This is a genomic window from Streptomyces sp. NPDC016309 (assembly GCF_043077235.1).
In the GTDB taxonomy this organism is placed as follows: domain Bacteria; phylum Actinomycetota; class Actinomycetes; order Streptomycetales; family Streptomycetaceae; genus Streptomyces.
In genome coordinates this window covers 177,387-190,351 of record NZ_JBIBSG010000002.1, presented here as the reverse complement: position 1 = coordinate 190,351, position 12,965 = coordinate 177,387, and the positions used below count along the sequence as shown (strand labels likewise).

Annotated in this window: 12 protein-coding genes and 1 pseudogene; 8 read left to right on the top strand and 5 right to left on the bottom strand. The window is 75.3% G+C overall.

Annotated elements, in window-relative coordinates; all coding sequences use genetic code 11:
• Nucleotides 1-57: 57 nt before the first annotated feature.
• Together ACF068_RS05450 and ACF068_RS05445 are read right to left on the bottom strand one after the other, a co-directional pair.
• Nucleotides 58-1,788, bottom strand: a complete 1,731-nt coding sequence (locus ACF068_RS05450) for an acyl-CoA dehydrogenase family protein (RefSeq protein ID WP_392272834.1) — start codon at nt 1,786-1,788, stop codon at nt 58-60.
• Nucleotides 1,789-1,849: 61 nt separating this feature from the next.
• Nucleotides 1,850-2,416, bottom strand: a complete 567-nt coding sequence (locus tag ACF068_RS05445) for a PadR family transcriptional regulator (protein ID WP_392272833.1) — start codon at nt 2,414-2,416, stop codon at nt 1,850-1,852.
• 269 nt (nt 2,417-2,685) lie between these two features.
• On the opposite strand from ACF068_RS05445, the gene ACF068_RS05440 reads away from it, so the two are divergent.
• Entirely contained in the window at nt 2,686-4,377 is a 1,692-nt protein-coding gene (locus ACF068_RS05440) for a sulfatase (protein ID WP_392272832.1), read from the top strand.
• On the opposite strand, the gene ACF068_RS05435 is transcribed toward ACF068_RS05440, so the two are convergent.
• Nucleotides 4,355-5,296 (bottom strand): CDP-alcohol phosphatidyltransferase family protein, encoded by a 942-nt coding sequence (locus ACF068_RS05435; protein WP_392272831.1) that lies wholly within the window; start codon nt 5,294-5,296, stop codon nt 4,355-4,357. The genes ACF068_RS05440 and ACF068_RS05435 overlap by 23 nt on opposite strands.
• A gap of 127 nt (nt 5,297-5,423) precedes the next feature.
• On the opposite strand from ACF068_RS05435, the gene ACF068_RS05430 reads away from it, so the two are divergent.
• The 5 genes and pseudogenes from ACF068_RS05430 to ACF068_RS05410 all read left to right on the top strand — a co-directional run.
• Complete coding sequence (locus ACF068_RS05430; protein ID WP_392272830.1) at nt 5,424-6,404, top strand: zinc-binding alcohol dehydrogenase; 981 nt, start codon at nt 5,424-5,426, stop codon at nt 6,402-6,404.
• A gap of 82 nt (nt 6,405-6,486) precedes the next feature.
• Nucleotides 6,487-6,885, top strand: coding sequence for a 6-pyruvoyl tetrahydropterin synthase family protein (locus ACF068_RS05425; RefSeq protein WP_392272829.1), 399 nt, complete (start codon nt 6,487-6,489; stop codon nt 6,883-6,885).
• A 101-nt stretch (nt 6,886-6,986) separates the two neighbouring features.
• Nucleotides 6,987-8,102 (top strand): glycosyltransferase family 4 protein, encoded by a 1,116-nt coding sequence (locus tag ACF068_RS05420; protein ID WP_392273264.1) that lies wholly within the window; start codon nt 6,987-6,989, stop codon nt 8,100-8,102.
• Nucleotides 8,099-8,965, top strand: coding sequence for a class I SAM-dependent methyltransferase (locus ACF068_RS05415; protein ID WP_392272828.1), 867 nt, complete (start codon nt 8,099-8,101; stop codon nt 8,963-8,965). The genes ACF068_RS05420 and ACF068_RS05415 overlap by 4 nt, the downstream gene beginning before the upstream one ends.
• Nucleotides 8,878-9,765: pseudogene (locus ACF068_RS05410) on the top strand (lysylphosphatidylglycerol synthase domain-containing protein); the annotation flags it as partial. The gene ACF068_RS05415 and the pseudogene ACF068_RS05410, both read left to right, overlap by 88 nt.
• A 36-nt stretch (nt 9,766-9,801) precedes the next feature.
• Here ACF068_RS05410 and ACF068_RS05405 read toward each other — a convergent pair.
• Nucleotides 9,802-10,749: a RibD family protein gene (locus ACF068_RS05405; RefSeq protein WP_392272827.1), complete on the bottom strand. Its 948-nt coding sequence runs from the start codon at nt 10,747-10,749 to the stop codon at nt 9,802-9,804.
• A complete protein-coding gene (locus tag ACF068_RS05400; protein ID WP_392272826.1) occupies nt 10,746-11,507 on the bottom strand; it encodes a creatininase family protein in 762 nt (253 codons plus the stop codon). The genes ACF068_RS05405 and ACF068_RS05400 overlap by 4 nt, the downstream gene beginning before the upstream one ends.
• Nucleotides 11,508-11,572: 65 nt before the next feature.
• Between ACF068_RS05400 and ribA the strand changes: the two genes are divergently transcribed.
• A complete protein-coding gene (gene ribA / locus ACF068_RS05395) occupies nt 11,573-12,271 on the top strand; it encodes a GTP cyclohydrolase II (RefSeq protein WP_392272825.1) in 699 nt (232 codons plus the stop codon).
• A gap of 106 nt (nt 12,272-12,377) precedes the next feature.
• The gene (locus ACF068_RS05390; RefSeq protein ID WP_392272824.1) at nt 12,378-12,932 is read left to right on the top strand and encodes a hypothetical protein; all 555 of its coding nucleotides are present in this window, start codon (nt 12,378-12,380) and stop codon (nt 12,930-12,932) included.
• Nucleotides 12,933-12,965: the final 33 nt, after the last annotated feature.

Here is a 12,965-nt window from a genome sequence, read left to right as displayed (position 1 = left end):
GGGTGTGCGGCCGGGTCCCGGGGCGGGGGACGCTCACGCCCCCCGCCCCGGGCGGTGTCACTCCGCCATCTCGTAGGCGCCGGACAGCGCTTCGACGCGCTCCCAGACGCGGGCCGAGCGGGCCTCGTCGACGACCGGGCGGCGGACCGCGTCCAGCGCCCAGAGCTGCTGCTGCTGGGTGGCGGAGTCCTTGCCGTGCAGCTCCACGGCGTGGGCGGAGAAGTCCCGCACGAGGACGGCGAACAGCTCGTCCAGCACGTCCCGGTCCAGGTCCGTCAGGCCCGCCTGCTCCAGGATGAGCTGGCCGTGGACGACCAGTGCGAAGAGCTGGCCCACCGCGAGGAGCAGGTCGAGGTCGCGGCTCTGCTCCTCGTCCGGGGCGGCGGTGGTGACGAACGCGCACAGCGCGTCGGCCTGCTCGCGGAAGCGGGCGACGTTCGGCAGGTCGGCGTACGCGTCGAAGGCCGGACGCCAGTCGTGGAAGCGTACGGAACCGAGGCCCCGGGCCGGTCCCTGCCGGAAGAGGAACGCGTCGTCCGCCGCGTCGAGGCGGGTGGGGACGGGCTCGTAGGCGGCGGGGTCCAGCAGGTGGTTGCGCATGAACTTCAGGATCAGCGCGAGGTTGACGTGGACCGTGCCCTCCAGCTTGGGCAGGCCGCGGATCTCGATGGCCGCCTGGGCGAAGTAGTTGTCCTTCTCGAAGCCCTTGGCGGCGATCACGTCCCACATCAGGTCGATGACCTTCTCGCCCTCGGTGGTCACCTTCATCTTCGTCATCGGGTTGAAGAGCAGGTAGCGGCGGTCGTCGGGGCCGGCGGAGCGGAAGTAGTCGACGGCGCGGTCGCTGAACAGCTTCATGCCGACCAGCCGGACGTACGCGTCGGTCAGCTCGCGGCGCACGTGCGGGAAGGCGGTGACGGGCCGGCCGTAGAGGACCCGGTTGTGGGCGTGGGTGACGGCCTCGTACATCGCGTGCTCGCAGATGCCGATGGAGGCGGTGCACAGGTTGAACTTGCCGACGTTGACGGTGTTGAGGGCGGCGTCGAAGGCGGCCCGGCCGGTGTGCAGGACGTCCTCGGCGGCGACGGGGTAGCCCTCCAGGCGGAACTCGCTGACGTACTTGGAGGAGTCGACGACGTTCTTCACCAGGTGGTAGTCCGGGTGGCGGCTGTCGGCGGCGAAGAAGACGTACGCGTCCGGGCCCTCCATGTCGGTGCGGCGGCCGAAGACGGAGACCAGTCCGGCGGCGTTGCCGTTGCCGATGTAGTACTTGGAGCCGGTGGCGCGGAAGCCGCCCTCGCCGTCGGGCTCCAGCAGCATGTCGGTGGAGTAGATGTCGGCGCCGTGCGTCTTCTCGGACAGGCCGAAGGCGAACACCTCGCCCTGGTCCAGGAGTTCGGCGGCGCGGGTACGGGCGGCGGCGTTGTCGCTCTGCCAGACCGGGCCGAGGCCGAGGATGGTGACCTGCCAGGCGTACCAGTAGTCGAGCCCGTAGAAGCCGAAGATCTCGTTGAGGGCGGCGATCCGGGCGGTGTCCCAGCGCTTGTCGTCCTCGCCGGGCCGTCCGGCGGCGGCGGAGGCGGGGGTGAGGAAGGTCGCGAACAGCCCCTCCTTGGCGGAGAAGGCGAGGAAGTCCGCGAGCCACGCCCGGGAGCGGTAGTCCTCGATCAGCCTGCGCTTGCCGCGCTCCTCGAACCAGTCGACGGTGGCGCGCAGCAGCCTGCGGGTCTCCGGGTCGAAGTGGGCCGGGTCGTAGGTGCGCGGGTTGAACAGCAGCGGGTCGGCCATGGGTGTCCGCCTTTCCGGAGGGATGGGGATTGCGTGGTGATGGTGCGGGGTGAGCGGTGGTTCAGCTCTCGGGGGTGAGGCCGCGGAGGGTGGCGAGCACGTCGTCCAGCCAGGCCAGCGTCATCCGTTCGTACGCGATGCCGCCGCGCAGCACGACGTGCTGGAGTTCCCGCCCCGCGTCGGGCGGGCCGGGGGCGCCTTGGGCGTCCGGGCCGGTGAAGTCGCGCTCCTGACCCGCGAGGTAGTGGGCGAGCCGCTCGGCGTGGACCGCGTGGTGCCGCTCGACCTCGCGGATCAGCGCGGCCGGGTCGTCGAAGGCCGCGCCGCGGATCCTGACCGCCAGGTCGTGGCGCATGCTCTCCGGTTCGATCGGCTCGTGCAGCCACGCGGAGAGCGCGGTCCGGCCGGGAGCGGCGACGGAGTACTCCTTCTTGTCCGGGCGGCCCTGCTGCGGCACGTCACGAACGTCGATCCAGCCGTCGCTCTCCATGCGCTTGAGCACGCGGTAGATCTGCTGGTGCGTGGCGGTCCAGAAGTAGCCGATGGACCGCTCGAACCGCCGGGCCAGCTCGTAGCCGGAGCCCGGTTTCTCCAGCAGGGAGACGAGGATCGCGTGGTCGAGCGCCATGCCCCCGATCCTCTTATGCAACTCGTTGCATAGACAAGCGCGGCAGCCCGGGTGAGACGCGGCTCACCCGAGGGAGGGCCCCCCACCCGGCGGCCCGGCCGTGATCGGCACCGGCGCCCCCGGACGGGAACGGCACCGCCGGCCCGGACGTGAACGGCACCGCCGGCCCGGACGTGAACGGCACCGGCCGGCGAACCGTACCTTCCACGGCGGCCCCGGCCGGTGGGCCGGTCCGCCCTGCCGGCGGGTCATGGACGAAAGGACTTCGGGTGTCGATCGGGACGTCTCGTCAACTGCCACGCGCGGGCACGGCCGCTCCCCGGGAGCGGTTCCGGGCGGACCGGGTGCTCGTGCGCGCCGTCGCGTCCAGGGCCGCCACGGTGCTCGCCGCCGTGCTGGTCGGGGCGGCGCTGCTGTTGCCGGACCGGGTGGAGCGCCTCACGCCGGGCGCGTTCGCCCGCATCCCGGTGGAGGCGGTGGGCGGAGCCGCGCTGCTGCTGGTGCTGCGGCCGCGCGCCAGGCGGGTGGTGGCGGTGGCCGCCGGGGCGGGCCTCGGGCTGGTCACGCTGCTGAACCTCCTCGACATGGGCTTCCGCTCCGTGCTCTCACGGCCCTTCGACCCGGTCCTGGACTGGGTCCTGCTGGACGACGCCGAGGCGTTCCTCCGGGACTCCATAGGCGGGGCCGGTGCGACCGGTGTGGTCATCGGGGCGGGGCTGCTGGCCCTCCTCGTGGTGGTCCTCATGGCCCTGTCGGTGGTCCGGCTCGGCCGCCTCGCGGTCCGGCACAGCGCCGTGACGACCCGGGCCGTCCTGGGCGCGGGCACCGCCTGGGTCGTCTGCGCGGCCCTGGGCGTGCAGGTCTCGGGCGCGGCGGTCGCCTCCCGCGGCACGGCCGACGCCGTACGCGGCCGGGTCCAGCAGGTGCGTGCGGGGATCGCCGACCGGGAGGCGTTCGCCGAGGAGTCCGCCGTCGACGCCTTCCGCGGCACGCCCGCCGACCGGCTGCTGACGGGGCTGCGGGGCAAGGACGTGCTGTTCGTCTTCATCGAGAGCTACGGCCGCAGCGCCGTCCAGGACCCGGATCTGGCGCCGGGGGTCGGCGCGGTGCTCGCGGACGGCGACCGCCGGCTGCGGGCCGCCGGCTTCTCCTCCCGCAGCGCCTTCCTCACCTCCCCCACGGCGGGCGGCGGGAGCTGGCTGGCCCACTCCACGTTCGCCTCCGGACTGTGGATCGACAACCAGCAGCGCTACCGCGATCTGACGTCGAGCGACCGGCTCACCCTCACCGGCGCCTTCCGGCGGGCCGGTGGCTGGCGGACGGTCGGCATCATGCCGGGCGTCACCCGGGCGTGGCCGGAGGGGCGGTTCTACGGCCTGGACCACGTCCACGACTCGCGGGACCTCGGCTACCGGGGCCCCAAGTTCAGCTGGACGCCCGTGCCCGACCAGTACAGCCTCGCGGCGTTCGAGCGCCTCGAACACGGCAGGCCCGGCCGCGGCCCCATGATGGCGGAGATCATCCTCACCTCCAGCCACAACCCCTGGGCGCCGATACCCACCAAGCTCGGCTGGGACGAGCTCGGCGACGGCTCGGTCTACGAGTCGGTCAAGCGGTCCGGCAAGGACCCCAAGGAGGTGTGGAAGGACCCCGCCCAGGTGCGCACCGAGTACCGGCGGGCGATCGAGTACTCCCTCGACAGCCTGGTCTCGTACCTGGAGACGTACGGCGACGACGACACCGTGGTGGTCTTCCTCGGTGACCACCAGCCCGTCCCCACCGTCACCCGGGACCGGCTGGGGCGGGACGTACCGGTGACGGTCCTGGCCCGCGACCGCGCGGTGCTGGACCGGATCTCCGGGTGGGGCTGGCAGGACGGGCTCAAGCCCGGCCCGGACGCCCCGGTGTGGCGGATGGACGCCTTCCGTGACCGCTTCCTCACCGCGTACGGCCCGCGGTGAGGCGGCCTCGGGCCCGCTCGCGCGCCGCCACCGGCACCAGCGCCGCGCCGTCCCGCACGACCCGGACGCGCCACAGCCACCGCACGTCCCGGGCGAAGGACCACACGAGCAGTGCCAGCGCCACCCCCACCAGGGCGAACGCCGCTCCGCGCGGGAGGATCGCGGCGCCGGCCACCAGCAGCGCGACGCCCTGCACGGCGGCCACCGTCTTGCGCGCCGTGCTCGGGGGCAGCGGCCCGTCGAGCCAGGGCAGCACCCGGGCCGCGGCGACGAAGACGTACCGCATCCCACCGATCGCCAGCACCCAGGCGCCCAGCGACAGGGACACGCACACGCTCAGCACCAGGATCAGGAAGGCGTCGGCCTCCATGTCGAAGCGCGCCCCGAAGGCGGTCGCCGTCCCGGTGCGGCGGGCGACCCGGCCGTCGACAGCGTCGAGGGACAGGGCCACCGCGGTGAGCCCGACCAGGGCCGCGCCCGGCGCCGCGCCCGCGCACAGCTCGGCGACCAGCGCCGTCACGCCCCCGACGAGCGTCGTCCGGGCGAGGGTCACGGCGTTGGCCGGACCGAAGGCCGCGCCCCCGGGCCACCACCGGTCCAGGGCCCGGGTGAGCACGGCCCACAGGGCGACGGCGAACACCCCGCCCGTCAGCCACCCGGCGGGCCCCAGATCCGTCACCGTGCCGAGCGCGGCCAGCAGGCCGAGCAGGGCGGCCACGGCGACCGCCGGTTCACGGCGGGCCCGCCACGGCGCCGCTCCCCCCACGGGGGCCGGCGGCCGCGGGGCCCCGTCGTACGGGAGGGTGCGCGGCGGCCGTTCGGAACGGCCCGCCGGCCGCCGACGGCCGCCGGCGGGCACGACCGGCGCCCCCGAGGGGAACCGGGCCAGCAAACGGCGCAACGGACGTGCAGCGGTCATGTCGCCCACGGACACGGGACACCCTTTCGGACCTGTGACAGAGTCATGGGCCGCCGCCCGGCAGGGCGCGCGGCCTCGTCACCCTCACAACGTGCACCGACACCCCAGCGTTCAACAGGAGAACCCCATGCAGCGCACCGCGCGCGCCTTCTGGCTGCGCTCCCCCGGCCATGGTGAGACCCGCGAGGTCGTCCTGCCCGAACCGGGCGCCGACGACGTCGTCGTCCGCACCCTGTTCTCCGGGGTGAGCCGGGGGACGGAGGGCCTCGTCTTCCGGGGCGGTGTCCCGGAGAGCCAGTACCGCGCGATGCGGGCGCCGTTCCAGGACGGCGAGTTCCCCGGGCCCGTCAAGTACGGGTACCTCAACGTCGGTCTGGTCGAGGAGGGCCCCGGTCACCTGGTCGGGCGGACCGTCTTCTGCCTCTACCCGCACCAGACCCGGTACGTCGTGCCCGCCGGCTCCGTCACGCCGGTGCCCGGGACCGTGCCGGCCGCGCGGGCGGTGCTGGCCGGGACGGTGGAGACCGCGGTCAACGCCCTGTGGGACGCGGCGCCGCTGGTCGGTGACCGGATCGCCGTCGTCGGGGGCGGGATGGTGGGCTGCTCGGTCGCGGCGCTGCTGGCCCGCTTCCCGGGCGTACGCGTCCAGCTCGTCGACGCCGACCCGGCCCGCGCCGCCGTCGCCGCGGCCCTGGGCGTGGACTTCGCGCTCCCCGGGGACGCGCTGGGCGACTGCGACCTCGCCGTCCACGCGAGCGCCACCGAGGCCGGGCTGGTGCGCTCCCTGGAACTCCTGGCCCCGGAGGGGACGGTGCTGGAGCTGAGCTGGTACGGGGACCGGCGGGTGAGCCTGCCGCTGGGCGAGGCGTTCCACTCGGGGCGTCTGGTCGTGCGGGGCAGCCAGGTGGGCCGGGTGTCCGAGGCGCGGCGCTCCCGCCGTACGTTCGCCGACCGGCTGGCGCTCTCCCTGGACCTGCTGGCCGACCCGGTCTTCGACGCCCTGGTCACGGGCGAGTGCGCCTTCGAGGAACTGCCGTCGGTGCTGGGCGCCATCGCCTCGGGCGACCTGCCCGGACTGTGCCACCGGGTGCGGTACGACGGGCACTGAACGCACGGCGCCCCCGGTCCGTACTGGAACGACGGGGGCCCGGAGCGGGTCACCGAAAGGACGGACCGGGAGGTCACAGCCGTTGTTCAGTGTCACAGTCCGCGAGCACCTCATGATCGCCCACAGCTTCCGGGGGGAGGTGTTCGGACCCGCGCAGCGCCTGCACGGGGCGACGTACCTCGTGGACGCCACCTTCCGCCGTGCCGAGCTGGACGCCGACAACATCGTCGTGGACATCGGGCTCGCCACCAAGGAGCTGGGGAGCGTGGTGGCGGAGTTCAACTACCGCAACCTCGACGACGAGTCCGAGTTCGCGGGGGTCAACACCTCGACGGAGTTCCTGGCGAAGGTCATCGCCGACCGTCTCGCCGACCGGGTGCACGCCGGGGCGCTGGGCGGCGGCGCGCGGGGACTGGCGGGCATCACCGTCACGCTGCACGAGTCGCACATCGCGTGGGCGAGTTACGAGCGGGCCCTGTGAGCGACGACGCGGTGCACGGCCACGACCCGCACCCGCGGGACGCGGACGGGCGGGGCGCGGACGGGCCGGGCGCGGACGGGTGGGGCGCGGGCCGGCCGGAGGTGCCGGACGCGGCCCCGCCGGCGCGCTCGGTCCGCGTGGTGCTGCCCGGAGGCGTCGACGACCCGGCGGCGCCGAGCGGCGGCAACGTCTACGACCGCAGGGTGTGCCGGGACCTGCCCGCCGTCGGCTGGCAGGTCCACGATCGGCTCGTCGCGGGCGCCTGGCCGCGCCCCACGGCCGCCGAACGCGCGGCGCTGGCCCGGGTGCTGGCGGAGTCGGCGGACGGGTCCGTGGTGCTGCTCGACGGGCTCGTCGCGTGCGGCGTCCCCGACGTCGTCGTCCCGGAGGCCGGCCGGCTGCGGCTGGCGGTGCTGGTGCACCTGCCGCTGGCCGACGAGACGGGGCTCGCCCCGGAGGAGGCGGCGGAACTGGACGCCGCCGAGCGCCGGACGCTGCGGGCGGTGGCGCTGGTCGTCGCCACCAGCCGCTGGGCGGCGGACCGGCTGGTGGACCACCACGGGCTGGCCCCGGAGCGGGTACGGGTCGCCGCGCCGGGGGCCGACGTCGGACCGCTGGCGCCCGGCGGCGGGGCCGGCGTCCCACGTCTGCTGTGCGTCGCCTCGGTGACCCCGCGCAAGGGGCAGTACGAACTGGTGGAGGCCCTCGCGGCCGTCGCCGGCCTGCCGTGGGAGTGCGTCCTCGTGGGCGGCCTGGGGCAGGACCCCGGGTACGTCGAGCGGCTCCGGGAGCTGATCGCGCGGTCCGGTCTCGAGGACCGCGTGCGGCTCGCCGGCCCGCGCGGCGGCCCGGAGCTGAACGCCCACTACGCGGCCGCCGACCTGCTGGTGCTCGCCTCGCGGGCGGAGACGTACGGCATGGCGGTGACCGAGGCCCTGGCGCGGGGCGTTCCGGTGCTGGCGACCGCCGTCGGGGGCCTCCCCGAGGCGGTCGGCCGCGCGCCCGACGGCAGCGTGCCGGGGGTCCTCGTACCGCCGGACGACCCGGCCGCGCTGGTGGCCGCCCTGCGGCGCTGGCTCGGCGAGCCCGGCGAGCGCCATCGCGCCAAGGTCGCCGCACGAGGGCGGCGTACCGCGCTGGCCGGGTGGGAGACGACCGCCCGCGGCCTGGCCCGGGCCCTGGACCAGCTCCGTCACGAACCCCGGGAGGCCGCGTGAGCGTGACCGGCAGACCTCGTTACGCCCCCGACTGGCTGGCGCTCCGCGAGCCCGCCGACGCGGCGGCCCGCGCCGCCGGGCTCCTCGGCCCGCTGCGCCGGCTCCCGGGGCTCGACCCGGCGCGGCGGGACGGCGTGCCGGTGATCCGGGACCTGGGGTGCGGCACCGGTTCCATGGGGCGCTGGCTGGCGCCCCGGCTGGCGGGGCCGCAGCACTGGGTGCTGCACGACCACGACGCCGGGCTGCTGGACCTGGCCGCCACCCGGATGCCGCGCACCGGCGACGGCGGCGGCCGGATCACGGTGACGACCCGGCAGGGTGACATCGGGCTGCTGACGGCGGCCGAACTGGCCGGTACGGCGCTGGTGACGGCGTCGGCGCTGCTGGACCTGCTCACCCGCGAGGAGCTGGACGGGCTGGCGGCGGCCTGCGCGGAGGCGGGGTGTCCGGTGCTGCTGGCGCTGTCGGTGGCGGGGCGCGTCGAGCTGACGCCCGGTGACCCGCTGGACGGCGCCGTCGAGGGGGCGTTCAACGACCACCAGCGCCGGATGGAGGGCGGCCGCCGGCTGCTCGGGCCGGACGCGGTGGCGGCGGCCCGGCAGCTCTTCGCGGCCCGGGGCATGACCGTGCTGACGCGGTCGAGTCCGTGGCGGCTGGGACCCGGCGACTCGGCGCTGACGGCCGAGTGGCTGCGGGGCTGGGTCGGTGCGGCGCGGGAGCAGCGGCCGGACCTGGCGCCGCGTACCACCGCGTACCTGCGGCGCCGGCTGGAGGCGTGCGAGGAGGGCCGGTTGAGCGTGGTGGTCCATCACACCGATGTGCTGGCCCTGCCGGGTGGCGGGGCGGCGGGGGGCGGCGCGTGAGGGCACCGGCGGTGGTGCGGGGCCGTCTCGGCGCGGTGGCCGGGGCGGCCCTTCTGGGGGCGGTCGTGTGGTGGCACGGCGGCGGTGCCTTCGTGGCGGGGCTGCGGGGCGTCGACGGTCCCGTGCTGGCGGCCGCCCTGGGCATCGGCCTGTTCACGACCGTGCTCAGCGCGTGGCGCTGGTGCCTGGTGGCCCGCGCGCTGGGCGTGCGGCTGCCGCTGGGCCGGGCGGTCGCCGACTACTACCGCGCCCTGTTCCTGAACGCGGCGCTGCCCGGCGGGGTCCTCGGCGACGTGCACCGGGCGGTGCGGCACGGGCGGAGCGCCGGTGACGTCGGGCGGGGTGTGCGGGCGGTGGTGGTCGAGCGGGTCGCGGGCCAGGCGGTGCTGGTCACGGCCGGTGCGGTGCTGCTGTGCGCGTACCCGGTGCCGGCCCTCGCGGAGGCGGGGCCGGGCCGGGGCGCGGTGGTGGCGGTCGTGGCCGGTGTGCTGGGTGCGGGGGGCGCGGTGGTGGCCGTGCGGCGCCGCCGCCGGGCGCCGGGGGATGCCGGGCGCCCGGTGGCCCCGGGGGCGGGGCCGTGGGTGTGGGCGGGGGTGCTGGGGTCGTCCGTCGCGGTGCTGGCGGGGTTCCTGGCCATGTTCCTGGTCGCCGCCCGTGCCGCCGGGGCGACCGCCCCGGCGGGCGTGCTGCTGCCGCTGATGGTGCTGGCGCTGCTCGCCATGGCCCTGCCGCTGAACGTCGCCGGGTGGGGGCCCCGGGAGGGGGCCACCGCCTGGGCGTTCGGCGCGGCGGGCCTGGGGGCGGCGCAGGGGCTGACCGTCTCGGTGGTGTACGGGCTACTGAGCCTCGCCGCGAGCCTGCCCGGCGCCGGTGTACTGGTGGCCGACCGGCTCGCCGGGGCGCGGCGTCCCCAGGTCGAGTTCGAAGAGGGTGTCGTCGCCGAGGAGGGTGCGTCGGGTCGGCGGGCGGAGCGCGTCGCGCATCCGTTCCGGGCCGGGGAAGGCGAGTCCCGGGACGCCGTCGCCGAGCAGGACCGGTGCCACGGTGACGTACAGCCGGTGCAGGGCGCCTTCCCGGAGGAAGCGGGAGACGGTGACACCGCCGCCCTCGACGAGGACCCGGCCGAGGCCGCGCCGCGCGAGGTGGCGCACCAGCGCGCGCGGGGCGAACGCGTCCCGGTCGGGCAGCTCCAGCACATCGACGGTGCCGGTGCCGGTGCGGCGGCCGGCCACCGCCCGCGCGTGCCCGCCGCCCGCGCCCACCACCCACAGGGTGGGGGCCTCCCCGTCGGTGAACACCCGGTGCCCGGCGGGGACCCGGCCGCGCGGGTCGAGGACGACGCGGACCGGGTTGTCTCCGGGGCAGGCCCGCACCGTCAGCCGGGGGTCGTCCGCCACGGCGGTGCCGGCCCCGACGACCACCGCGTCGGCCAGGGCCCGCAGGTGGTGCAGGTGCGCGCGGTCCTCCTCGCCGGTGACGTAGTCGGCGTCACCGGTGCGGGTGGCGATGAAGCCGTCGAGGCTCTGGCCCAGTTGGGCGAAGGTGACGTGCGGGCCGGCCAGGCACAGCGGCAGGTAGCGGCGGGCCAGGTCGTCCGCCTCGGGCGAGCCGTTCCGCCAGCGCGGCCGGCCGTCCTCGCCGGTGACCAGACCGGCGGCCCCGGCGTCCGCCGGGGTGCGGATGCCGCGCAGCGACCGCCAGGCGCGGTCCGCGTCGAGGGGGCGGACGTCCGTCGTGGGGGCGGGTCGGGCACCGGTCGCGGGTCCGGTGGGCAGGGCGGTCACCGCGCACCATGCCGGGAGGCGGGCGCGAGGAGGGAGAGGTACGCGCCGAACGATTCGGCCAGGGCGGCCAGCAGGAGTTTCCCCTTTTCGGCGGACGCCCGTGACGGGCGGCCGATCACTCCGGATTCCGTGTAGGCACGCATACCGAGCGACAGCAAATGCTTGCGGTCGTCGGCGATCAGATCGGCGGTTTCATAACCGGGACGCACGAGTTCCGGGTGATCGTGGAGAAGTATGGATGTCTCCACCTCCCCCGCATGCATATCGCTGTGCGACGACGTCAGCACACCGGCCCGTTCCCGCGCCGTCCGCCAATCGTCGGGTCCGGGGAAAAGCGCCATTCGCGTACCGGTGTCCGCGGATTCCTGAACCACATTGCGCAATACATAGTTGCCGCCGTGCCCATTGATCAGGACGAGGTTTTCGATACCGGAGCGGCGGAGCGATCCGGCGATGTCCCGGACGACGGCGCAGAGGGTCACGGCGGAGATGCTCACGGTCCCCGGCCACCCGGCGTGCTCGTGCGAGCAGGAGATCGTCACAGGTGGGAGCAGGTGTACGGGGTGGGCGGCCGCGACCTCGCGGGCGATGGCGCAGGCGACCACGGTATCCGTCATCAACGGGAGGAACGGACCGTGCTGTTCGAAACTCCCGATGGGGAGGATCGCCACGTCCGCCGGCGCCCGGCGGACGTCCTCCGTCGTCGTGTCCAGCGGCAGCATGCCCAATGCCGGTATCCGCGGTTGCGGAACGCTCATCTTCCCCGCCCTTTCCTTCGTCAGTTTCCCGCCCACTGCCGGACGTTACCCGATACGATCGGGCCATGATAGACACCGATGATGTGCTCCGTGACACCACTCGCCGAACGGGCGTCGAGCATGTGGTGAATGTGCAGTTGGCCACCGAATTCGGCGATTTCCGCGCCGCCGGGTATATGGACCACGACCGGGGCGAGGAGCAAATAGCCCTGGTGTACGGCGAGATCGAGGGCCATGACGTCCTCGCCCGGCTCCATTCCGAGTGCCTGACCGGGGACGCCTTCCGGTCCCGGCACTGCGAGTGCGGCGAGCAGCTCTCCGCGGCGTTGCGTGCCATCGCGAGCGAGGGACGCGGCGTCCTGGTGTACCTCCGCGGCCACGAGGGCCGGGGCATCGGGCTGCTGGCCAAGCTGCGCGCGATGCGGTTGCAGGCGGAGGGGCTGGACACCGTCGAGGCGAACCTGGCGCTGGGGCTCCCGGACGACGCCCGCGACTACGGGGGCGCGGCGGGGATCCTGCACGACCTCGGCGTGCGGTCCGTGCGGCTGCTGTCCAACAACCCGCGCAAGCACCAGGCGTTGCAGCGGTACGGGATCGCGATCAGCGAGCGGGTGCCGCTGCTGATCCCGCCGCGGGAGGAGAACCTCGCCTACCAGTGGACCAAGCGGGAGCGCCTCGGTCACCATCTCCCGCACCTGCCCGCCGGGCCGGACCGCGGCGCCGGCCACGGCCCCCTGGTGGCCCAGGCGCACGACGGCGGATGAGACAAGCCCGCTCGCCCTGCGTACTGCCTGACGACGAAGCGACACCGCGGCCCGGATCACCCCCGGATCGCCACGGAAGGCATGTACCCCCGCGAGGAGCACCGCCGTGCACGTTGACGACATACCCCAGCGCAACCCGCGACTTCCGGGCGCGGAGCCCGCCTCCGCACAGTCGATCATGGAGTCCTTCCAGCGGGTGCTGGACGATCTGGACGCCGCACGCGCCGAACTGCGCGGCACCGCGCCGCTCCCCGACGCCCCGCTCGCCGACGTCCCACCGCCGCGACGCACCGTGGAACCCTTGTGGGCGCGTGACGCGACGCACCCCGAGGACCTCCGGACGGCCGGACCGCCGAGGCGGGCGCGGTGGGTCGGCGCGTGCGGCGTCGGCGCGGTGGGCGGCCTCCTCGTGGTGTCCTCGATGCTGTCCCACGGCGCCTTGGCGCCCGGTGACGCCGGCCCGTCCGGGCAGCGGGCGCGCCCGCCGCACGAGGACGTGAACGGCTCGCGCGCGGACCCCGGCACCCAAGGGCGCGAGGCGCCCCGGCGCACCTACCGGCTGCCCCGGCTGCACCCGGGCGGCGGGTCCCACGGGCACTACCACATCGAGGTCCAGGCCGTCGCGGCCAGGTTCCAGGACCCCGCGGCCCCGTCCCGGTGACGCCCGTGCCGAACACAACGGCCACGGCGCACG

What these genes read in the sequence shown, in the direction of transcription:
- ACF068_RS05430 (WP_392272830.1), top strand. Translation starts at nt 5,424, where the DNA reads ATGCAGCGCACCGCGCGCGCCTTCTGGCTGCGCTCCCCCGGCCATGGT.
- ACF068_RS05445 (WP_392272833.1), bottom strand. Translation starts at nt 2,416, where the DNA reads ATGGCGCTCGACCACGCGATCCTCGTCTCCCTGCTGGAGAAACCGGGC.
- ACF068_RS05400 (WP_392272826.1), bottom strand. Translation starts at nt 11,507, where the DNA reads ATGAGCGTTCCGCAACCGCGGATACCGGCATTGGGCATGCTGCCGCTG.
- ribA (WP_392272825.1), top strand. Translation starts at nt 11,573, where the DNA reads ATGATAGACACCGATGATGTGCTCCGTGACACCACTCGCCGAACGGGC.
- ACF068_RS05435 (WP_392272831.1), bottom strand. Translation starts at nt 5,296, where the DNA reads ATGACCGCTGCACGTCCGTTGCGCCGTTTGCTGGCCCGGTTCCCCTCG.
- ACF068_RS05450 (WP_392272834.1), bottom strand. Translation starts at nt 1,788, where the DNA reads ATGGCCGACCCGCTGCTGTTCAACCCGCGCACCTACGACCCGGCCCAC.